The 21376-nt window shown below is 73.4% G+C and carries 20 protein-coding genes; 14 read left to right on the forward strand and 6 right to left on the reverse strand.

The features are described from left to right. The first annotated feature begins 24 nt into the window (after nucleotides 1-24). Genes E1262_RS06845 through E1262_RS06855 form a run of 3 tightly spaced genes read left to right on the forward strand, consistent with a single transcriptional unit; the run spans nucleotide 25 to nucleotide 2791 of the window. Nucleotides 25-729 (forward strand): beta-ketoacyl-ACP reductase, encoded by a 705-nt coding sequence (locus E1262_RS06845; protein WP_132102382.1) that lies wholly within the window; start codon nucleotides 25-27, stop codon nucleotides 727-729. After that, nucleotides 729-1493, forward strand: a complete 765-nt coding sequence (fabI, locus tag E1262_RS06850; RefSeq protein WP_132102383.1) for an enoyl-ACP reductase FabI — start codon at nucleotides 729-731, stop codon at nucleotides 1491-1493. Before E1262_RS06845 ends, fabI begins: the two co-directional genes overlap by 1 nt. Next, entirely contained in the window at nucleotides 1490-2791 is a 1302-nt protein-coding gene (locus E1262_RS06855; protein WP_238992862.1) for an alpha/beta fold hydrolase, read from the forward strand. The genes fabI and E1262_RS06855 overlap by 4 nt, the downstream gene beginning before the upstream one ends. 111 nt (nucleotides 2792-2902) lie before the next feature. On the opposite strand, the gene E1262_RS06860 is transcribed toward E1262_RS06855, so the two are convergent. Beyond that, nucleotides 2903-4003 carry a polyprenyl synthetase family protein gene (locus tag E1262_RS06860; RefSeq protein ID WP_203453634.1) on the reverse strand — a complete coding sequence of 367 codons (1101 nt, stop codon included), beginning with the start codon at nucleotides 4001-4003 and terminating at the stop codon, nucleotides 2903-2905. 230 nt (nucleotides 4004-4233) lie between these two features. Here E1262_RS06860 and metF point away from each other — a divergent pair, with 230 nt between their 5' ends. Continuing rightward, nucleotides 4234-5151, forward strand: coding sequence for a methylenetetrahydrofolate reductase [NAD(P)H] (gene metF / locus E1262_RS06865; RefSeq protein WP_132102384.1), 918 nt, complete (start codon nucleotides 4234-4236; stop codon nucleotides 5149-5151). Between the two features lie 13 nt (nucleotides 5152-5164). On the opposite strand, the gene E1262_RS06870 is transcribed toward metF, so the two are convergent. Further along, entirely contained in the window at nucleotides 5165-6322 is a 1158-nt protein-coding gene (locus tag E1262_RS06870; protein ID WP_132102385.1) for a phytoene desaturase family protein, read from the reverse strand. 6 nt (nucleotides 6323-6328) lie between these two features. Continuing rightward, nucleotides 6329-6829, reverse strand: a complete 501-nt coding sequence (locus tag E1262_RS06875; RefSeq protein ID WP_203453635.1) for a YbaK/EbsC family protein — start codon at nucleotides 6827-6829, stop codon at nucleotides 6329-6331. A 109-nt stretch (nucleotides 6830-6938) separates the two neighbouring features. On the opposite strand from E1262_RS06875, the gene E1262_RS06880 reads away from it, so the two are divergent. Then, nucleotides 6939-7454, forward strand: coding sequence for an SAV_6107 family HEPN domain-containing protein (locus tag E1262_RS06880; protein WP_162605805.1), 516 nt, complete (start codon nucleotides 6939-6941; stop codon nucleotides 7452-7454). A gap of 119 nt (nucleotides 7455-7573) precedes the next feature. Beyond that, nucleotides 7574-8506, forward strand: a complete 933-nt coding sequence (locus E1262_RS06885; protein ID WP_132102387.1) for a proteasome assembly chaperone family protein — start codon at nucleotides 7574-7576, stop codon at nucleotides 8504-8506. A 35-nt stretch (nucleotides 8507-8541) separates the two neighbouring features. Here E1262_RS06885 and E1262_RS06890 read toward each other — a convergent pair whose 3' ends face one another. Next, nucleotides 8542-9570: a M48 family metallopeptidase gene (locus tag E1262_RS06890; protein ID WP_132102388.1), complete on the reverse strand. Its 1029-nt coding sequence runs from the start codon at nucleotides 9568-9570 to the stop codon at nucleotides 8542-8544. Nucleotides 9571-9662: 92 nt separating this feature from the next. On the opposite strand from E1262_RS06890, the gene E1262_RS06895 reads away from it, so the two are divergent. Genes E1262_RS06895 through E1262_RS06905 form a run of 3 tightly spaced genes read left to right on the forward strand, consistent with a single transcriptional unit; the run spans nucleotide 9663 to nucleotide 12639 of the window. Continuing rightward, nucleotides 9663-10724, forward strand: coding sequence for a permuted SH3 domain-containing protein (locus tag E1262_RS06895; protein ID WP_132102389.1), 1062 nt, complete (start codon nucleotides 9663-9665; stop codon nucleotides 10722-10724). Beyond that, nucleotides 10721-11443, forward strand: coding sequence for an ABC transporter ATP-binding protein (locus tag E1262_RS06900; protein ID WP_132102390.1), 723 nt, complete (start codon nucleotides 10721-10723; stop codon nucleotides 11441-11443). Before E1262_RS06895 ends, E1262_RS06900 begins: the two co-directional genes overlap by 4 nt. Beyond that, nucleotides 11440-12639, forward strand: coding sequence for an ABC transporter permease (locus E1262_RS06905; RefSeq protein WP_132102391.1), 1200 nt, complete (start codon nucleotides 11440-11442; stop codon nucleotides 12637-12639). Before E1262_RS06900 ends, E1262_RS06905 begins: the two co-directional genes overlap by 4 nt. Nucleotides 12640-12644: 5 nt before the next feature. Here the strand turns inward: E1262_RS06905 and E1262_RS06910 are convergent, their stop codons facing one another. Continuing rightward, entirely contained in the window at nucleotides 12645-15665 is a 3021-nt protein-coding gene (locus tag E1262_RS06910) for a S8 family serine peptidase (RefSeq protein WP_132102392.1), read from the reverse strand. Nucleotides 15666-15868: 203 nt separating this feature from the next. Between E1262_RS06910 and E1262_RS06915 the strand changes: the two genes are divergently transcribed. From E1262_RS06915 to E1262_RS06930, 4 genes are read left to right on the forward strand one after another with little or no spacing between them, the layout of a single operon-like run. Further along, the gene (locus E1262_RS06915) at nucleotides 15869-16837 is read left to right on the forward strand and encodes an ABC transporter ATP-binding protein (RefSeq protein WP_132102393.1); all 969 of its coding nucleotides are present in this window, start codon (nucleotides 15869-15871) and stop codon (nucleotides 16835-16837) included. Next, the gene (locus tag E1262_RS06920; protein ID WP_132102394.1) at nucleotides 16834-17643 is read left to right on the forward strand and encodes an ABC transporter permease; all 810 of its coding nucleotides are present in this window, start codon (nucleotides 16834-16836) and stop codon (nucleotides 17641-17643) included. The genes E1262_RS06915 and E1262_RS06920 overlap by 4 nt, the downstream gene beginning before the upstream one ends. Further along, on the forward strand, nucleotides 17625-18905 hold the full coding sequence (locus E1262_RS06925) for a sensor histidine kinase (RefSeq protein WP_132102395.1): 1281 nt from the start codon (nucleotides 17625-17627) through the stop codon (nucleotides 18903-18905). The genes E1262_RS06920 and E1262_RS06925 overlap by 19 nt, the downstream gene beginning before the upstream one ends. Beyond that, nucleotides 18902-19507 carry a response regulator transcription factor gene (locus E1262_RS06930; protein ID WP_132102396.1) on the forward strand — a complete coding sequence of 202 codons (606 nt, stop codon included), beginning with the start codon at nucleotides 18902-18904 and terminating at the stop codon, nucleotides 19505-19507. Before E1262_RS06925 ends, E1262_RS06930 begins: the two co-directional genes overlap by 4 nt. Nucleotides 19508-19548: 41 nt before the next feature. On the opposite strand, the gene E1262_RS06935 is transcribed toward E1262_RS06930, so the two are convergent. Further along, nucleotides 19549-20871, reverse strand: coding sequence for a DNA polymerase IV (locus E1262_RS06935; protein WP_132102397.1), 1323 nt, complete (start codon nucleotides 20869-20871; stop codon nucleotides 19549-19551). A 91-nt stretch (nucleotides 20872-20962) separates the two neighbouring features. On the opposite strand from E1262_RS06935, the gene E1262_RS06940 reads away from it, so the two are divergent. Then, nucleotides 20963-21373 carry a universal stress protein gene (locus E1262_RS06940; RefSeq protein ID WP_119661514.1) on the forward strand — a complete coding sequence of 137 codons (411 nt, stop codon included), beginning with the start codon at nucleotides 20963-20965 and terminating at the stop codon, nucleotides 21371-21373. Nucleotides 21374-21376: the final 3 nt, after the last annotated feature.

Genomic DNA, 21376 nt, shown 5'->3' on the forward strand with positions numbered 1-21376 from the left:
GCCCTAGCAGGAGGAGACAAGGACGTGGGTCGGTCCGTACTGGTGACCGGTGGCAATCGTGGCATCGGCCTGGCCATCGCGCGCTCGTTCGCGCAGGCCGGTGACGACGTCACCATCACCTACCGCAGCGGCGAGCCGCCCGAGGGGCTGGCCGGGGTGCGCTGCGACGTCACCGACAGCGAGTCGGTCGACGCGGCGTTCACCGAGGTCGAGGCCGCGCAGGGGCCGGTCGAGGTGCTGGTCGCCAATGCCGGCATCACCCGCGACACGCTGCTGCTGCGGATGAGCGAGTCCGACTTCACCGACGTCCTCGACACCAACCTGACCGGCGCGTTCCGGGTCGCTAAGCGGGCCGCCAAGGGCATGTTGCGGGCCCGGAAGGGCCGCGTCGTGTTCATCTCCAGCGTCGTCGGTCTGCTCGGTTCGCCGGGGCAGATGAACTACGCCGCCAGCAAGGCCGGCCTGGTCGGACTGGCCCGGTCGATGGCGCGCGAGCTGGGCAGCCGCAACATCACCGCCAACGTCGTCGCGCCGGGGTTCGTCGAGTCGGCCATGACCGCCGAGCTCACCGACGAGCGGCGCAAGGAAATCCTCGACGGCATCCCGCTGGGCCGCTACGCCAGCGCCGACGAGGTGGCGCGGGTGGTGCGCTGGGTGGCCAGCGACGACGCGGCGTACGTGACGGGAGCCGTCATTCCGGTGGACGGCGGATTGGGGATGGGTCACTGATGGGCATTCTGGAGGGCAAGCGGATCCTGGTCACCGGGGTCCTGACGGAGGCATCGTTCGCGTTCCACGTGGCGCGGCTCGCGCAGCAGGAGGGCGCCACCGTCGTGCTCACCGGGTTCGGCCGGATGAGCCTGGTGGAGCGCATCGCCAAACGGCTGCCGTCGACGCCGCCCGTGATCGAGCTGGACGTGCAGAACACCGAGCACCTCGACACCCTGGCCGCCCGGGTCAAGGAGCACGTCGACGGCCTCGACGGCGTCGTCCACTCGATCGGCTTCGCCCCGGCGACGGCGCTCGGCGGGAGCTTTCTGGAGACGCCGTTCGAGGACGTCTCGACCGCTGTCCACGTGTCGACGTACTCGCTGAAGTCGCTGACCATGGCCACGCTGCCGCTGATGCCCGACGGCGGCTCCGTCGTCGGCCTCGACTTCGACGCGCAGGTGGCCTGGCCCGGCTACGACTGGATGGGCGTGGCGAAGGCCGGCATGGAGGCGACGGCGCGGTACCTCGCCAAGTACCTGGGCGAGAAGAACATCCGGGTCAACCTCATCTCCGCCGGGCCCGTGAAGACGATGGCGGCGCGGTCGATCCCCGGGTTCTCCGACTTCGAGGGCGTGTGGAACGAGCGCGCGCCGCTGGGCTGGGACCTGTCCGACCCCGAGCCGGGCGCGCGCGGCGTCGTCGCGTTGCTGTCCGACTGGTTCCCTAAGACGACCGGTGAGGTCATCCACGTCGACGGCGGTGTGCACGCGGTGGGCGCGTGATCCCGGCCGGCCGCGACGGTTCGGTCCGGCTGGGTGGGCTGGTCCTGCGGGACCACTGGTTCGACGCCCCGCTGGACCATGCCGGTGCGCCGGGCGGGGAGACGATTCCGCTGTACGCGCGCGAGGTCGTGTCTGCGGAGCGGGCCGCCGACGGGTCCGACCGCGAGCAGCCGTGGCTGCTGTTCCTCCAGGGCGGCCCAGGCGGGAAGGCGACCCGGCCGCCCGGCGCGTCAGGCTGGATGGGCCGGGCGGTCAAGGACTTCCGGGTGCTGCTGCTCGACCAGCGCGGCACCGGCCGGTCGACGCCCGCGACGGCGGCGACGCTGGCCCGGCGCGGCGACGCGGCCGCGCAGGCGGAGTACCTGGCGCATTTCCGGGCCGACGCGATCGTGGCCGACTCCGAGCTGATCCGCCGTCAGCTGGTCGGCGACGACGGGCGCTGGCACGTGCTCGGCCAGTCCTACGGCGGGTTCTGCTCGCTGACCTACCTGTCGTTCGCACCCGAGGGTCTGGCGTCGGTGATGCTGACCGGCGGCCTCGCCCCGGTCGCCGTCGGCGCCGACGACGTCTACGCCGCCACCTATCGCACCGTCGAGCGGAAGAACGAGCGGTTCCACGCCGCGTACCCGTGGGCCCGCGCGCGGCTGGAGGAGGTGGCCGCGTTCGTCCGTGCCAACGAGGTCGTGCTGCCGGACGGGTCGCGGCTCACCGTCCCGCGGCTGCAGGCGCTGGGGCACGGGCTGGGCGCGAGCTCGGCGATCCCCGGGATCGCCTACCTGCTGGAGGAGGCGTTCGCCGCCGACGGCGTGCTGTCCGACACTTTCCTCGTCGGGGCATGGCAGGCGCTGTCGTTCGCGAGCCAGCCGCTGTACGCCGTCCTGCACGAGGCCTGCTACGCCCATAACGCCTCGACCCAGTGGTCGGCGCAGCGGGTAGGCGCCGGGCTGCCGCAGTTCTCGCCCGACGCGGACCCGCTGCTGCTCACCGGCGAGATGATCTACCCCTGGATGTTCGAGCACGACCCCGCGCTGGTCCCGCTGCGCGAGACGGCCGAGCTGCTCGCCGAGCGGTCGTGGGGTCCGCTCTACGATCTCGACCGGCTGGCCGCCAACGACGTCCCGGTCGTTGCCGCCCTCTACACCGAGGACATGTACGTCGACGCCGGCCTGTCCCGCGACACCGTGGCGCGGGTCCGCGGCCTGCGCGCGTGGGAGACCAACGCCCACGAGCACGACGGCCTGCGCGAGACCGAGGACGTCGTCGACCGGCTGATCCGGATGAACCGAGGAGAGCGCTGACTGCGGACAGAGGCGACCGAGCCGAGCTGTGCCGGCGACAGCAGGAGGCGCTCCAGGTGGCCGAGCGCCCGCCGGCGGCGGGTGGGGTGCGGTCGTGCGGCGACCCGGCGGTCAGTGCGTCCGCTCCGTCGCCAGCTCGATGAGCTGCGACAGCGCCTTGCGGCCGACGTCGGTGACGTCGGCGGCGTCGAGGGTGGCGCGGGCGTCCGCGACCAGGTCGGTGACCAGCGCCTCGACCCGGGCCAGCGCGCCGGTGCCGACCAGCACGCCGCGCAGCGCCGTCACCCCGTCGAGGTCCAGCCCGGGGTCGCCGAGCAGCGACCCGACCATCGCGGCCTCCTCCACCGATGCCCGCTCCAGGGCGTACGCGATGAGCAGCGTCCGCTTGCCCTCGCGCAGGTCGTCGCCGGTGGGCTTGCCGGTCTGCGCGGGGTCGCCGAACACGCCGAGCACGTCGTCGCGGAGCTGGAACGCCTCGCCGAGGGCCGCGCCGAACCGCCGGTACGACGCCAGCACCGGATCCGGCGCCCCGGCCAGCGCACCGCCGATGACCAGCGGATGCTCGACGGAGTAGCGCGCGGACTTGTAGCGGATCACCGTCCGGGCGCGGTCAGCTTGACCCCCCGGCAGCCCGCCGCCGCTGACCTGCTCGAGCATGTCGAGGTACTGGCCGCCGCCGACCTCGGTGCGCATGCGGTCGAACACCGCCCGCGCGGCCCGCAGCCGGTCGCCGTCGACGACGGCGTGGTCGAACAGCTCGGCGCTCCATGCCAGGAGCATGTCGCCGAGCAGGATCGCCGCGGCCGTGCCGAACGCGTCCGGGTCGCCCTGCCAGCCGGAGTCGCGGTGCAGCGTTGCGAACCGGCGGTGGACGGACGGCAGCCCGCGGCGGGTGTCGGAGCCGTCGATGAGATCGTCGTGGACCAGCGCCGAGGCCTGGAACAGCTCCAGCGCCGCCCCGACGGTCACCAGCGCGTCGTCCGCCGGGTCGCCGCCGGCTGCCCGCCAGCCCCAGTAGCAGAACGTCGGGCGCAGCCGCTTGCCGCCGGACAGGAACGCCGCCGAGGCGTCGACCAGCGGCAGCGTCTGCGGGCTGGCCTCGCCCAGCAGTTGGCGCTGGGTGTCGAGGAACGCGTCGAGGGCCTCCTGGACGCGAGGCCGCAGGAGGCCGACCGGGTCGTCGGGGCCCGCGAGGGGCGCAAGGTTCACCACGCCTGCAAGGCTAGGGGTGCCGGTCGCGTCCGGCCCGGCCAGGGCGGCCTCCAGGTCGTCGACGATCGCGTGCGCCGACGACGTGATCGTCTCGCGGGCGCCGGTGTTCTGCCCGTTGGCCAGGACGAAGATTCGCGCGCGCGCAGGTCGTCCTAACGCCGAAGATCGCCAGCTGCCCGACCGCTGAGACGATCTGTCCGAAACCCGGACGTGGTCGGTACGCTGAGCGAATGGCTCTGGGACTTCCGTCGACGATGCCCGGCGGTGCGCGCACCATCCGGGAGCTGTTGGCCGCCGGCGGGAGATCGTTCTCGTTCGAGTTCTTCCCCCCGAAGAGCGAGCAGGGCGAGATCACGTTCTGGCAGACCATGCGCGAGCTCGAGCGGCTGCAACCGACGTTCGTCTCGGTCACGTACGGCGCCGGCGGCACCACGCGCGACAAGACGGTGCGCATCACCGAGGGCGTCGCCCGCGACACCACGCTCACCGTCGTCGGCCACCTCGCCGCGGTCAGCCACTCGGTCGCCGAGCTGCGCAACGTCATCGGCCAGTACGCGGACGCCGGGGTGCGCAACTTTCTCGCGTTGCGCGGCGACCCGCCGGGCAATCCGCGGGGCGAGTGGGTCAAGCATCCGGAGGGCTTCGAGTTCGCCGAGGACCTGGTCCGGCTGATCCGCGCCCACGGCGACTTCTGCGTCGGCGTGGCCGCGTTCCCGGACAAGCACCCGCGCTCGCCCGACCTCGAGACCGACGCCCGGTTCCTGGCCCGCAAGTTCCAGGCCGGCGCCGACTACGCCATCACCCAGATGTTCTTCCACGCCGACGACTACCTGCGGCTGCGCGACCGCGTCGCGGCGGCCGGCGGAGAGGCGCCGATCATCCCGGGCATCATGCCGGTGACGAACCTGCGGCAGATCCAGCGCTTCGCCGAGCTCACGGCCGCCGACTTCCCGGCTCCACTGGCGCAGCGGCTGCTCGCCGTCGAGGACGACCCCGAGGCCGTGCGCGCGATCGGCGTCGAGGTGGCGACCGAGTTGTGCGAGCGGCTGCTCGCCGAGGGCGTCCCCGGGTTGCACTTCATCACGCTGAACAAGTCGACGGCGACGCGCGAGATCTACCAGAACCTCGGGGTCGGCGCCCTGTCCTGAGAGTCGTCAGGCGTCAGGCCCGGCCGATCCGGTCGGTGACGATCGCGGCCGACAGCGCGACCAGTGGGATGCCCGGGCCGGGGTGCGCGCCCGCGCCGGCCAGGTAGAGGCCGCGGACCCGGGTGACGTTGGCCGGGCGGCGGAAGATCGCGGTGACGCGGCCGGCGGCGGCGCCGTGGACGGCGCTCGGGGCGACGTGCTCCACGCGGCCGTCGGGCGTGTCGTAGGTGATCGTGGCCGGGCCGCCATCAGCCGGGAAGCGGACAGACGGGGTGGAGCCAGGTTCCGCGTCTGCCGGGAGCGGCGTGACGACGGTGCGGACGGCGCCGGGCGCGGGCTCGCGGTGGTCCCGTCGGCGCCGGAAGAGGCCGCGGCGGTCGTCGGCGATCCCGCCGGGCAGCAGCCGCGGTGATGCCGTCCACACGACGGCGTCGGCGTGCACCGTCTCGCCGCCGGCCAGCACCACGCCAGTGACCCGTTTGCCGTCCAGCGCCGGGCCGGCCGCCGGCGCGTCGTAGCGGAACGTCGCGCCGCGCTCCGTCGCCCGCGCCGCCAGCACGCCGACCAGCCGCGTCAGCCCGTCGGGCACCGTCCACACCCCGAACGTCTGCTCCAGGTACGGCAGCACGGTGAGCGCGGCGGGCGCCGTCGCCGGGTCCGCGCCGTGGCGGGTCGCGTACGACCCCAGCACCGCCCGCAGCCGCGGCTCCCGCAGTGACGCGGCGACGTCGCGCAGCGTCTCGCCGGACGGAGCGGGCTTGGCGCCGGCGTGCCCGAGCACGAGCGGCCGCAGCTCCCGCCAGGACCGGTCGCCGTGCGCGACGACGGCGTCCCACTGCGCGCCCGTGCCGGCGCCGAACGCCTGGTCGAGGGCACGCCGGGTGCCGGACGGGCTGGCGTTCGGGACGCTGACCCCAGTGCCGTCGGCGAACACCCAGCGGGCCGCGGGGTCGACCGGGACGACGTCGAGCTCGCGCTCCAGCGGCCGGCCGGTCTTGCGGAACAGGTCGCGCAGGACCGCCGGCAGTGTGAACGGCTGCGGAGGGAAGACCAGCTGGCCGCCCGGCGCCGGACCGGACTCTAGCACCGTCACGTCGTGGCCGAAGTCGGCGAGGGCGAGGGCGGAACAGAGCCCGGCCAGGCCGGCGCCCACGACGACGACGCGCGCCATGTGCCGTCAGGCGGTGACGTCGACGGGGGTGCCGCCGGTGACCCGGACCAGCTCGTCGAACGTCGTCGGGAAGACGGTGTGCGGGTGGCCGGCGGCGGCCCAGACCCGGTCGTACTTGGCCAGCCAGACATCGACCAGCGTGCGCACCGGCGCCGGGTGGCCGACCGGCGCGACGCCGCCGATGGGCTGGCCGGTGTGCGTGCGGACGAACGCGGGGTCGGCCCGCCCGACGGTGGCGGCCCCGGCCGCGCGGGCCAGCGCCGCGACGTCTGCCCGGTGGGCGCCGCTGGTGAGAACGAGCAGGGGAGCGCCGTCGCAGTCGAAGATCAGCGAGTTGGCGATCGCGCCGACCTCGCAGCCGAGCTGTTCGGCCGCAGCTGCGGCGGTCGGCGCGGAGTCGGTGAGGGCGACGACCTCGGGGCTTGCGCCCGCCGCCGCGAGCGCCGCCCGGACACGCTGGACGTTCGGGTGGGCGAGGACCTTGTCGGCACTGTCAGAGCTGGTCACAGGGGTCGACCCTACCGCCTTCGCCGTCGTCCTCGAGACGTTGTCGGTGCCGGGGTGTACATTGCTCAGTGAGGTCGAACAGTCGTTCGAACATGATGCGGAGGCGGCCATGACTGTCGAGGTTCAGGAGTTCAGCAGGGTTGCGGGCGGCCACGGTCTGCCGGCCCGGCGGACGCGGCCGCCCCTGGGTCACGCCACCCTCGATCTCATCGAGCACGCGCGCCTGTGCCTCGCCGAGGCGGCGTCGGCCGGCCACGCGGGCGACCGGTTCGCCGCGGCGCACCTGGCGGCGCTGCGGGCCGCGGCCGCTGTGCTGGCGGCGAAGGCCCGGCCGGCCCAGACCGGAAAGGGCCGCGGCCGGCGCGGGCACGGGCCGCGCAACGTGTGGGAGCTGCTGCCCGGGGTCGCGCCCGAGCTGGCCGAGTGGGCCGCGTTCTTCGGCGCCAATGCCGGCAAGCGGGCCGCCGCGCAGGCCGGGCTGCCCGGCGCGGTCACCCCGCGCGAGGCCGACGACCTGCTCCGCGAGGCCGACACTTTCCTCGGGCTGGTCTGCGTCCTGCTCGGGCTGCCGTACCAGGAGCCGCTCGACGGCCCGGTCGTGGCGCTGGTCCCCGGCGCGGCCTGACAGCCGACGCGGCGTGGGCCGCCGGCGCCGGTCGGCATCGCCGGTCCGGGAAGCCCTGGGGCGGCCGCTGCGTTACAGAGGTTGTTTGGTCTTGTCTGTCCGATGTCGGGAGTGCCGCCATGCCGAGCCGCAGTGAGCTGTACGAGCTCGTCGAGGAGCCGTCCGGGCTGGAATCGCCCGTTCTGGTCTACTGGTTCGACGGTTTCGTGGACGCGGGCCGGGCCGGCGGCGGTCTCGTCGACCACCTGCTCGCGACCCTCGACACCGAGGTGGTGGCCCGCTTCGACGTCGACTCGCTGATCGACTACCGCTCCCGCCGCCCCGAGATGCGATTCGCGGACGGCGCGTTCCAGGACTACGACGCGCCGGAGCTGACGCTGCGGCTGGTCCGCGACGACGTCGGCTCGCCGTTCCTGCTGCTGTCCGGCCCCGAGCCCGACATGCGGTGGGAGGCGTTCGTCTCCGCGGTCACCGACCTCATCGAGCGGCTCGGCGTACGGCTGTCCATCGGGGTGCACGGCATCCCGAACCCGGTGCCGCACACCCGACCGCTGAGCGTGCTCACCCACGCCAACCGGCCCGGCCTCCTCGACGACGCAGCGCTGGTCGATGTCGAGCTGCGCGTGCCCGGCAACGTCGCATCGCTATTGGAGTACCGCCTGGGCCAGACCGGCCACGACGCCATCGGCCTGGTCGCCCGCGTCCCGCACTACCTCGCCGAGTCCGAGTACCCGCAGTCGTCGCTGACGCTGCTGCGCGCGCTGAGCGCCACCACGGGTCTGCTGCTGCCGTCCGGCGAGCTGGCCGAGGCCGCCCGCCGCACCGACGAGCTGGTCCGCGAGCAGGTCGAGGGCAACGACCAGGTCGCCAAGGTCGTCCACGCGCTGGAGAACCAGTACGACGCCTTCGCCGGCGGCGACACCCGCGGCAGCCTCATCGCCGAGCAGCGGGCCGTGCCCAGCGCCGACGAGATCGGCGCCGAACTCGAGCAGTTCCTCGCCGACCTCGACGACCGCGCCGACTCCGAAGACGAGGACCCCGGCGACCGCTAGCCGCAGTCGCGCTTGGGCGGGCGGTTCGCCGGCCGCTACTCCGAGTCGGACGGGCGGCGCATGCGGTTGGTGATGTTGTCGAACAGCTTGCCGCCCGCGTCGCCGACGCCGCTCAGGATGTCGCGCAGGGTGCTGATCAGCGGGTCGGAGGTCCGGTTCCACGACTCCTGGTAGGACTTCGCGGCGTTGCGGACCTCCTGGTTGATGGAGGCGTCGTGGTCGTCGGAGCGGCGCGGGTAGTCGCCGGCGAGGATGCGGCTGTACTCGCCGGACGCCGCCCACCGGTCCAGCTCGGCCAGCCGGACCACGGCCTGCGGGTGGGTGCGGCCCATGAGGCTCATCAGCTTGATCAGGCCGTCGCGGGCGTCCTCGCCGGCGTCGTACTCGCGGGCCTGCTGCAGGAACGCGTCGATGTCCATCTCGGCGAGACGGGAGCCTCCGGCCATCTTCATCAACGAGCGCTTCGCGGCCTCGGGATCCTGCGACGACAGCAGTCCGGCGCGGTCGGCGGACAGCTCGGACTTGCGCTGCCACTCCTCGAGTGCGAACACGATGGCGCGCAGCCCGACGTAGCCGAGCGGGATCCACGCGACCCGCAGCGCGAGCCGGGTCAGCATGAGCAGCAGCGTGCGGTAGACGGCGTGCCCGGACAGGATGTGCCCGACCTCGTGGCCGATGGCGACCCGCCGCTCCTCGGCGTCGAGCAGGTCGAACAGCCCGGTGGTGAGGACGATGAACGGCCGGTCGGTGCCGATGGCCATGGCCCGCGGCTGCGGGTCCTGGACGATGTAGAGCTCGGGCCGCTCGACGTCGAGGATGTGGGCGGCGTCGACGACGTCCTGGTAGACGTCGCGGAACTGGGTCTCGCCGACCCGGACCGCGCTGGACAGGAAGTGCAGCCGCAGGCTCCGCTCGTTGAACAGGCCGGACATCTTCCGTAGCAGGGTGTCGAACCCGCGCAGCGACCGCATGGCGACCAGCGCGCCGCGGTCGGCCGGGTGCTCGTACGCGCGCGAACTGAGGTCGGGGAAGCGGACTCGGCTGCGGTCGGGCTCAGTCGTCATACAGCCATCGTAGACTGCCCTATTGACAATGCACATACTCGGTATACAAGCTGTGCTCCCACAGAGTCCGGAGCCCGAGAGGGAGCACGTACGTGGGCGTCACGCGCCGCATCGTCCTGCCGACGATCAAGATTTTGCTGCTGGCCGTCATCGCGGTGGCCGCGGTCCGCCTCGCGTTCGGAGGCGACGACGAGTCGACGGCCGACGACGACCCGGCGGTCCCGTCCGTCGACATCGTCCAGCCGGAGGTCCCGGCGAGCATCGGCACCGTCGTCAACACCGTCGAGGTCGACGCGGTCATCACGGCCGACGCGCCGACGCCGGTCCGCGCGACCGACGGGGGCGAGGTGACGGTGTTCCTGGCCGACCCCGGCGACATCGTCGAGGAGGGCGACCCGCTGCTCGAAGTCGTGTTCGAGGAGGAGGGCGAGCCCACCACCGAGACCGACGACGAGGGCAACGAGGTCGAGGTGCCGGGCGAGCCGGTCCGCCGGTTCCGCACCATCGAGGCGCCCGCCGCCGGCACCGTCGGCGAGTACGACGTGCTCGTCGGCGAGACGGTCGCAGTCGGCGACACCGTCGGCAGCATCGCCACCGGTGGCTTCACGGTGTCCGGCGCGCTGTCGGCGGAGCAGCAGTACCGGCTGGTCAGCGGCCCGACGTCGGCCGAGGTGCAGGCCCGCGGCGGCCCGGCCCCGTTCGCCTGCACAGAGCTGCGCACCGGCCGCTCGGCCTCAGGCGACGGCGGAGGCGGCGAGAACGGCGGGGACGGCGGCGCCGTACCGCCGCAGGACCCGATGGCGCCGCCGGACCAGGGCGGCGGCTCCAGCACCGCCGTCTCGTGCACCGTCCCACCCGACGTCACCGTGTTCGACGGGCTGGCCGCGACAATGGTGATCGAGGCCGGGCGGGCCGAGAACGTACTGGTCGTTCCGGTGACGGCGGTCGAGGGCGCGTTCGAGTCCGGCAACGTGTGGAAGGTCGGCCCCGACGGTGAGCCGGTGGAGACGCCGGTGACGCTCGGCCTCACCGACGGTGAGCTGGTCGAGATCCGCGAGGGCCTGGCCGAGGGCGACGCCGTCCTCGAGTTCGTCCCCGGCGGCGCACCGGACGAGGAGATGGTCGGTCCCGAGATGGTGGGCGAGGCCGGATGAGCCTCATCGAGCTCGACGGCGTCGGCCGGACGGTGATCCTGCCCGACGGCGAGCGCCTGGAGATCCTGCGCGACGTCACGCTCGCCGTCGAGGTGGGCGAGCACGTCTCGATCGTCGGCCGGTCCGGGTCGGGCAAGTCGACGCTGCTCAACCTCATGGGCCTGCTCGACACACCGACCGAGGGGGAGTACCGGCTGGACGGCCGGGCTACCAGCGGGCTGTCGCAGCGGCAACGGGCGCGGCTGCGCGGCGCCGGGTTCGGCTTCGTGTTCCAGCAGTTCAACCTGCTGCCCGGCCGCACCGCGCTGCAGAACGTCGCCGCGCCGCTGCTGTACTGCGGCGGCCGCGACTTCTGGCGCCGGAACCGGCTGGCCGCCGACATGCTAGAGCGGGTCGGCTTGGGCGAGCGCGCCGACACCATGCCGGAGAAGCTGTCCGGTGGCGAGCAGCAGCGGGTCGCCATCGCCCGCAGCCTGATCCGCTCGCCGCGCGTCATCCTGTGCGACGAGCCCACCGGCGCGCTGGACGTGCAGACCGGCACCGAGATCATGGACCTGCTCGACGCCGTCGCGGCGGAGTCCGGCGCGACGCTGGTCACCATCACGCACGACACGATGGTCGCCGCGCGGGCGCACCGGCACTATCGCCTCGACGCCGGCGTGCTCGGCCCGCTGGACCCGGCCGTGCTGGTCCCGCCCCGTCAGGTGATCGCGTCGTGACGGGACTGGTCGCGGCGTTCGCCGAGGCGTGGGACGAGGTCCGCATCCACAAGGTCCGCGTCATCGTGTCGCTGATCGGCGTGCTGATCGCCGTCGCCGCGATGACGGTGATCACGGCGCTGGGCGACATGGCCCGCCAGGCCAACGCCGAGCACTCCGAGCGCACCAGCGGCCGCCCGGCGACGCTGCAGGTCAGCGCCTGGACGATGGACGGCTCGATGCTCCCGGCCGAGACGCTCACCGATGCCTACGCCGAGCTGGTCGAGCGCCACTCGGTCGCGTACTCGTCGGTCCTGAGCAACACCGAGCTGCGGTTCCGGCTCGCCGACGGCACCGAGCCGGTGTGGACCACGTACATCGACCGCTCGTACGGCGAGATGCACCGCATCGAGCCGGAGCAGGGCCGCTGGTTCACCGCCGCCGACGAGCGCCGGTTCGCCCCCGCGGTCGTCGTCAACGAGGCGTTCCACCAGCGGATGGGCGAGCCGGACCTGCGCACCAACCCGACGGTGGTGATCGGCGGCGAGCGGCCGGTGCGGGCCACGGTCATCGGCGTCACGCCGAACGCCTACAGCGACGAGATGCCGTCGGCGTACCTGCTCCACGCGCACCAGGCGCAGTGGGGCATCCAGGGCCTCTACCCGATCCCGCCGATGCTGGAGCTATGGGTCCCGCCGGAGAGCGCCGAGGAGCTGACCGGCGTGCTCACCTCCGACCTCGCCGGCCTGCTCGGCGACGACCTGCAGATCGACGTGTACCGGATCGACCCGTCCGACTTCGACGTCATCGACGGCCAGCTGCAGTGGGTGATCCGCGGCGTCAGCGTCATCGCGCTGGGGATGGGCGCGCTGGGCCTGGTGAACATCGCGCTGGTGACGGTCCGGTACCGGGTCCGCGAGATCGGCGTGCGGCGCAGCTTCGGCGCGACGTCGGGCCGGGTGTTCTTCTCGGTGATGATGGAAAGCGTGTTCGCGACGGCGGTCGCCGGCCTGGCCGGGGTCGTGCTGGCCGTCGCCATCGTCGAGAACGTGCCGATCGAGGAGCTGATCGGCGGCAGCGTCACCGACGTGCCGCCGTTCCCCGTCCGGGCCGCGGTCGAAGGGCTGGTCGCGGCGACCCTGGTCGGGGCCCTGGCCGGGATCATCCCCGCCACGGTCGCCGTCCGCGTCAAGGTGATCGACGCGATCCGCTTCTGACGGCGCTACCCGACGGCGACCACCGTGACGCTGGACGTGGCGGCGTAGCCGACCAGCCCGAGGTGCGGCACGCCCGCCTGGAGGCCGGTCCACCCGACCGTCACGTCGGAGGGCTCGCCGGCCCGGCCGGGCAGCGGGTCGGGTGCGACCGTCGCGTTGCCGGCGGCGTCCGCCCCGACGGCGAAGTTCCGCAGGCTGAAGTCGACCACCGACCCGTCCGGGCTGGAGAACATGTGCACCAGCACCTGGTACGTCCCCGGCTCGGGCGCCATCACGTCGACCCGTTCGGAGGCCGCGCCGGTCGCACCGTTCACCGGCAGCTCCGCGCCGTCGGGACCGTAGACGTACATGTCGTAGTCGGCTGACTCCTCCGCCGCGACCAGATCGAACCGGGCGAGCGACGTGCCCTCCGGGATCTCGAACGACACCAGCCGGGATGACGCGTTGCCTTCCGGGTCCGGCCCCTCGCCAGGCGTCAGCGACCCGTCCGTGACCTCGCCCGGCACCAGGCCGCGCAGCGTGAGGTCGACGTCGCCGGTCGTCGACGTCGTCACCGGGTAGGTCACCGAGCCGGCCGCGCCGGTACCGGTCACCTCGGCCGGCGCGGCGACGGCGACCGGGCGGGCCACGATCGGGCTGCGCACCGTCGTCCCGGCGCCGCTCCAGGTCAGTATGCCGTGCGCGTACTCATCCAGCGCCGCGCGCGTCCGCGTGAGGGTGACCTCGAACGTCTTGCTCTGCCCGGGCCGGCCGAAGTGCAGCACCGACGGCGTGACCCGCGCGGTGAAGCCGGGCACGTCGATGCCGGCCCGGTAGAGCCCCGGGATGACGGCGGTGACGGTGCGGGTGATCGTCTGCCGGCCGGCGAGCGCGCCGATTGCGATGGACGGCTGATTGAGCTCGGACGGGTCGATCGGCTCGACGCCTGGGACGCCGGTATCCTCGCCGGCGCCCTCCATGAACGCCAGCCAGTCGCGGACGCCGGACTCGTACACCAGGCCGGGGTCGAGGAACCGGGCCGGATCGACGTGCCCGGCACCGGCGTGGAACCGGTCGCGGTCGGGCTCATCCGATGCCACGACGAGGTCGTACGCGGTCGTCATCATCGCCGACTTGATCGCGGGCGCCGACCACTCGGGGTGCTCGGCCCTGATCAGCGCCGCCAGCCCGGCGATGTGCGGCGCCGCCATCGACGTCCCGGAGAGGAAGTCGTAGTCGTTCCCGTGGTGCGGTCCGGGCGCGACCGCCGCGAGCACGTCGACGCCCGGCGCGGAGATGTCCGGCTTGAGCAGGTCGCCGCCGTTGGCCAGCGCCGGGCCGCGGGAGGAGAACCCGGCCAGCACGGGCTTCGGCGTCGGCGGCAGGTCGGTCTGGTCGCCGACCAGCAGCGCCGCGGTGGCGCCGTCCGTTGCCGCATACTCCCTGATCACCGCGGCGTCGGCCGCGCCGACGTGCGTGGTCGGGATGACGTGGAAGTCGGCGTTCAGCGTCTCGGCGGGGTCGAGATTGCCGAGCACCGTCCCGAGGCCGCCGGCCCGCTGCACCTCGGCCGACTTCGCGACACGGTCGTAGACGCCGCGGTCGCAGATCACCACCGCGCCGGCCGCCCGCGCGCCGTCCAGCGACGACGGCGCGCACAGCGCCGCCTCCTCCGGGTCGACGCCGGACGCTGCGATGTCGCGCGCGTAGACCAGCGGTGTCTGCTCCGGGACGCCGGCGTCGCTGATCATGGAGCCGCGGAAGCGCCGGCCGTCGCCCACCTCGACGGTGCCCTCGTAGACCTGGTGCGTGCTGGCCGCGACGGTGGTGACCCACGGGCTGTTGTGGGCGACGGTCGACTCGTCCGGCCCGGAGTTCCCGGCCGACGCGGCTATGAAGACGTTCGCCGACGCCGCGGAGAGGAAGGCCAGCTCGACCGGGTCGACAAGCGTGTCGGTGGCGCCGGAGATCGAGTAGTTGATGACGTCGACGCCGTCGAGGATCGCCTGGTCGATGGCGGCGACGGAGTCGGACGGGTAGCAGCCGCCGGTCGCCTCGTCGTCGTCCTGCCAGCACACCTTGTACGCCGCGATGGACGCGCCCGGCGCCATGCCCGATCCGTCGCCGAAGTCACGCCCGTTCACCGACATCGGCACGCCGTGGTTCCCGGCCGCCGTGCCGGCGGTGTGGCTGCCGTGGCCGTCGACGTCACGCGTGGAGAGGTGTTCGCTCGGGTCGCGGTGCTCCGGCGGGACGTTGGCGACGAAGCCGTCGTCGTAGTAGCGGGCCGACACGAGCTTGCCGTTGCACAGGCCGGCGGTCCAGTTCTCGCCGGTCTCGCACTCGCCGGTGAACGTGTCGCCGTTCGCCTTCAACACCGCCGTGCCGGTGTCGGACGTCCGGTAGGCGGTGCCGATCTCGCCGGTGGGTCCGCCGGCGAGCTCCGGCCCGGCGAACGACGCGCTCTCCGGCCAGATGCCGGTGTCGATGACGCCGACGACGACGCCGCTCCCGGCCTCGGCCGTCCCGCCCAGCTGCGACCAGAGGCCGTCGTCGCCGGTCAGGCCGAGGAACTCCGGCGACGCGACGGTGTCGACGGCGCGTGGCTCGTCCGGGACGACGGCGAGCACCTGCGGGTCGGCGGCCAGCTCGGCGGCCTGCGCCGCGGAGAGCTCGGCGGCGAACCCGTTCACCGCGACCGTGTACTGGTACAGCGGCTCGGCACCGACGTCGGCGGCCAGCGCCCGCTGCCGCTCGCCGAGGTGCGCCCGATAGTCGCGGACCGCGCGGTCGCCGGCCCGCAGCCGCTCGCCGTCGCCGGGAGCCGTCGCCGCCAAGCCCCGCACCCCGCCGTCGTAGGTGGCCGCCGGATCGCCGGTCAGCACGACGACGTAGGAGCCGTCGGCGTAGTGCCGCGGCGCCGGCGCGGCCAGGTCGCCGGACGCGGACGGTGCGGCGCCGGCGACGGCGACGGCGCTCGAGGCGGCGGCCGCGACGACGCCGGCCAGCGCGAGGGCCAGGCGGGGGCTGGGGATCGGGTTCGGCACGGGCGTCCTCCGGTGGGCTTGGGGCCGGGACGATGGTGGTCGCCCGGGTGACGGCGGTCAACGCGTTTCGTCCGCTTCGGTCCGTTCGGACGAGGCGGCCCGGCGTGCCCGTGACATTCGTCATGGGCCGCCCCCGCGTCCGTCATCGAGGCCCGTGACATCACCCACCGGATCAGGCCGCGTGCCCCGGCCACGATGGGGTCATGGAAGGGATCGAACCATTTCCGGTGACCCGAGGAGGGGACGTGGCTGAGGTCGTCGAGGTCTCGGACGTGCGCCGCAGCTACGGCGACTACGAGGCCGTTCGGGGCGTCACGTTCTCCGTCGCGCGCGGCGAGCTGTTCGCGCTGCTCGGCACGAACGGCGCCGGCAAGACGTCCACCCTGGAGGTGGTCGAGGGACTGGCCCGGCCCAGTGGCGGCCGGATCCGGGTGCTCGGCCACGACCCCTACGCCGGCCGCGCCTCCGTCCGGCCGCGGATCGGCGTCATGCTCCAGCAGGGCGGGTTCCCGGCCGACCTCACCGTGACGGAGACCGCGGCGATGTGGGCGGGGACGCTCACCGCGCCGCGACCGGTCGCCGAGGCGCTGGAACTCGTCGATCTCACCCACCGCGCCGGTGTCACCGTCAAACAGCTCTCCGGTGGTGAGAAGCGCCGCCTCGACCTCGCGCTCGCCGTTCTGGGCCGGCCGGAGGTGCTGTTCCTCGACGAGCCGACCACCGGGCTGGACCCGGAGAGCCGCCGCAACACCTGGGCGCTGGTCCGCACGCTGCTCGACGACGGCGTCACCGTGCTGCTGACCACCCACTATCTCGACGAGGCCGAGGAGCTGGCCGACCGGCTGGCGATCATGCACCGGGGCCGGCTCGTCCGCACCGGCACGGTCGCCGAGGTGGTCGCCTCGCAGCCGGCGACGGTGTCGTTCGCGCTGCCGCCGTCGGTGCCCCGGGAACGGCTGCCGGAGCTGGCCGGCGCGCTCGTCGTCGACGACGGCAACCGGGTCGAGGTGCACACGGACACCATGCAGGCGACGCTGACCGGCCTGCTGCTGTGGGCCCGCGACCACGACGTCGAGCTGCGCGAGCTGTCGGCGCGGCCGGCGTCGCTGGAGCAGGCATTCCTGGCGGTGGCCTCCTCCCCGGAGGAGCGAGACGTGGAGGTGGCTGCATGAGGGCGTTGACGACGACCGGAGCGCCGCGGCGGGTCCGTGCCATCGCGACGGCCGAGCTCCGGCTCCTGGTGCGCAACCGCACGGCGATGTTCACCGCGCTGGCGCTGCCGCTGATCACCGTCGCCGGGCTGAGCGCGATCGGGTTCGGCGAGAACGGCGACCTGCCCCTAGGCGCGCTGGTCGTGACGATGCTGGCCGGCTTCACCCTGCTGTACGTCGTCTACTACAACCTCGTGTCAGCGTACGTAGCCCGGCGCGAGGACCTGGTGCTCAAGCGGCTGCGGGTCGGCGAGCTGACCGACGCGGAGATCCTGGCCGGCACGGCGCTGCCGTCGGTCGTCGTGGCGGTCACGCAGGTCGTGCTGACCGCTGTCGTCGCGGCGCTGGCGCTCGGCCTGGACATGCCGGCGAACGCGCTGCTGGTGGTCGTGGCCGTCGTCGGTGGCGTGGTGATGTTCGTGCTGCTGGCCGCGGCCTCGACGGCGTTCACCCGCAACGTCGAGATGGCGCAGGTCAGCACGTTGCCGGTGCTGTTCCTCTGCATGGGCAGCCTGATCTTCTCCGGCGTCGTGGTCCCCGCGGACTCGGTGCCGGACGCGGTGCAGGATGTCTTCCAGTTCGTCCCGCTGACTCCCGTGCTCGACCTCCTCCAGCTCGGGCTGACCGGGCGGACGGCGGACGGCGACACCGTCGGGTTCGGCGCGAGCTTCTCAGCGGCGGCCTTCCCGCTGATCATCATGGGATTGTGGATCGTCAACGGCATCGCGGCCCTGCGCCGGTGGTTCCGGTGGGAGCCACGTACCTGATCGGGCGCCGTGACAAGCTGATGTCCGTGTCGATGGTCACCCGGTGGTGGGAGGAGCGCAGCGCGCTGCAGCGCTTCGACCTCTACACCCGCGGGACCCTGTACTCGATGCTCGCGGCGGAGCCACTGGTTGCGTTGTTCATCGCGTCGTCCAGTGAAGACCTCGCGTCGCCCGCCGCGGTCGCCGCCTTCGCCGTCGTCGTCGCCGGGCACGCGGCGATCGGCGCCGTCGTCCTCCGGGCCGGGATGGAGTGGTATCTCGGCCGCGGCCCGTGGCCGTATCGCTGGACGGTGGCGCTGCTGCTGGTGACGGCGTGCGCGGTGGCCGCGGCGGTGGTGGCCTTCGGCTGGGACGGGCCGCCGGAGCCGGGCGTCATCACCGGTGGGGTCACCGCCCAGCTGGCGATCCTCATGGTCCTCGGATTCACCGTCGGGGCGCTGGCCCCGCGGCTGGACAGCCGGCGGCTGGTGGTGCTGGCGGTCGGGATCGCGGCGGGCCTGGCCGCGGCCGGGTTCCTGAGCGGCTGGCCGCGGCCCAGCGCTATCGCGGCGGGGATCTCGGCGCTGTTCGCCTACCTCGGTGGCTGGTCGGCGTTCCGGGCGTCGGTGTGGATGCTGGGTGTCGTGTTCGAGCTGGACCGGTCGCGGCAGGTACAGGCCGACCTCGCCGTCGCCGAGGAACGGCTGCGGTTCGCCCGCGACCTGCACGACATCCTGGGCCGCAATCTCTCCGTCATCGCCGTCAAGAGCGAGCTGGCCGCCGCGCTGGCTCGGCGTGGCCGCGACGAGGCGGGGGAGGAGATGATGGCCGTCCGCGACATCGCCCAGGAGTCGCTGCGCGAGGTCCGCGACGTCGTCCGCGGCTACCGCGAGGTCGACCTGACGACCGAGCTGGCCGGCGCCCGCTCCGTCCTGCGCTCGGCCGGCGTCGCCACCCGCGTCGTCGGCGAGGTTTCGCCGCTGTCGGCGGAGGTGCAGGCGGTGCTCGGCTGGGTCGCCCGCGAGGGCACGACGAACGTGCTGCGGCACAGCTCGGCGTCGACCTGCGTCATCACCGTCGGGCGGTCCGACGGGAGCGTGACGCTGACCATGGAGAACGACGGCGTGCGGGCGGCGTCCGACGGGCGCGGCTCGGGGCCTGGGTCCGGGCTGTCCGGGCTGGCGGAGCGGCTGGGCGACCTCGGCGGGTCGTTGTCGGCCGACCGGCTCGACGGCGACCGGTTCCTGCTGTCCGCCCGGGTGCCGTCTGGGGTGATGCCGTGATCCGCGTCCTGCTGGCCGACGACGAGAACCTCATCCGGTCCGCGCTGCGGGCGCTGCTGTCGCTGGAGGACGGCATCGAGGTGGTCGCCGAGGCCGCCACCGCCGACGAGGCGCTGGCGATGGCCCGATCCTCTGCGCCTGACGTGGCCGTGCTGGACCTGCAGCTGCCGGACCGTGACGGGATCTCGCTGGCGGCCGACCTGCACGCCCAGGTGCCCGGCTGCCGGACGATGATCGTCACCAGCCACGGGCGGCCCGGGTACCTCAAGCGGGCGCTGGCCGGGGGAGTGGGCGGCTTCCTGCCCAAGACGGTGTCGGCCTCGGTGCTGGCCCAGGTCGTCCGCACCGTCCACGACGGCGGCCGGTACGTCGACCCGGAGCTGGCCGCCGAGGCGATCAGCGCCGGCGACAGCCCGCTGACGGCGCGGGAGGCGGACGTGCTCGAACTGGCCGCCGAGGGCGCGCCGGTCGAGGAGATCGCCCGTCGGGCCGCGCTGACGCCGGGTACGGTGCGCAACTATCTGTCGTCGGCGGCGTCGAAGCTCGGGGCGGCGAATCGGCACGAGGCCGTGCATGTCGCTCGTCGGCATGGGTGGATCTAGGGTCCAGCCCCGCCCCTACTCAACATGATCAACCAGAGCGATCAGGCGGCGGCGAGCGGGTCGGTGGGGATCACCGGCGGGGGAGCGGGCGACAGCTCGGGGTCGTCGACGGCGAAGGTGCGGACGGGCCCGGGCGGGGTGGACGCCGTCTCGAATCGGACCGTGACCCGGCCGCGTCCGGACCCCCACACCCAGCCGGCACCGTGCACCGCGTGGACGACGTCCATGCCGGGCGACCAGCCGCGGCGCTCGTGCAGGACCTCCTCGACCTGGTCGGCGGGGTCGTCGGCCGCCTCGGCCCGCTCCGAGACGAACAGGTCGTCCTGCACCCAGTCGGACAGCCCCGACACGCCGACCCCGAGCAGCCGGACTCCGCCCGTGGTGTCGACGTCGTCCAGCAGGCGGGTCGCCACCCGGGAGAGCACGCGGACGTCGTCGGTCGGCGCGGGGAGGGTGGCCGAGCGGGACAGCGTGGTGAAGTCGTGCAGCCGCGTCTTCAGCGTGATGGTCCGCCCGGACAGCCCGGCCTCGACCAGCCGCGCCGCCACCCGCTCGGCCAGCCGGGCGACGATCGCCGCCAGCAGCGCCGGGTCGGTGAGGTCGCGGTCGAAGGTGTCCTCGACGCTGACGGACTTCGACTCGCGCTCGGCGCTGACCGGCCGGTCGTCCTGCGCGAGCGACAGCCGGTGCAGGGAACGGCCGTGCGCCTCGCCGAGCAGGTCGACGAGGTCGGATTCCGTGATGCGGGCGAGGTCGCCGACGGTCTTCACGCCGAACCGGGCCAGCCGGGCGGCCGTCGCCGGGCCGACGCCGGGCAGCGCGCGGATCGGCAGCGGGTGCAGCAGCTCGAGCTCCGTCCCCGGCTCGACGACGACCAGACCGTCGGGCTTGGCCTGCTCGGAGGCGATCTTCGCCATCAGCTTGGACCCGGCGACGCCGACGGAGGCGGTCACGCCGGTCTCATCGACGATCGTCGATCTCAGCTCAGCGGCCAGCGTCCGCACCTCGGCCACGGACGAGGGCACGCCGCCGGCACGACCGGCGAGGTCGACGAACGCCTCGTCCAGCGACAGCGGCTCGACCACCGGCGACAGTGCCCGCAGCCGCGCCATGACCACCGCGCTGACCGCGCGGTAGACGGCGAACCGGCCGGACAGGTAGGCGGCGTGCGGGCAGCGCGACCGGGCCTCGCTCATCGACATGGCCGACCGGACGCCGGATGTGCGCGCCTCGTAGGACGCCGTCGACACCACGCCGCGCGGCCCGAGCCCGCCCACGATGACCGGCTTGCCCCGCAGCGACGGCTTGTCGCGCTGCTCGACCGAGGCGAAGAATGCGTCCAGGTCGAGATGGAGGACGCGCATCCCCCGATCGTCGCACGCCGCACCGACACCCGGTGGCTGCGGTACGGTTGCGCCGCGACCGGAGTTCACGCCGGAGTGAGAGAAGGTTCCGATGACCGCGATCGTCGTGGGCTATGTCCCCAAGTCCGAGGGCCGCGCGGCACTGCGCCGGGCCGCCGAGGAGGCGCGGCTGCGCGGGGCCAGGCTGATCGTCGTCAACTCCGCCCGGGGCGGGCGTGAGTTCGACGACGACGACGCCATCCGCGCCGACGCCGAGCTGGCCACCGTCAGCCAGCAGCTGAAGGACGCCGGCATCGAGGCCGAGGTGCGCCAGCTGGTGCGCGGCATGGACGTGGCCGAGGACCTCATCGCGGTGGCCGAGGAGAACGCGGCCGACTTCATCGTCATCGGCCTGCGCCGCCGAAGTCCCGTAGGAAAACTGATCTTGGGAAGCAACGCCCAGCGTATCCTGTTGGACGCACCGTGCCCTGTCCTGGCCGTCAAGGCCGAGGACGTGGACTGAGAA

This window comes from Jiangella aurantiaca (assembly GCF_004349105.1).
Classification (GTDB): domain Bacteria; phylum Actinomycetota; class Actinomycetes; order Jiangellales; family Jiangellaceae; genus Jiangella; species Jiangella aurantiaca.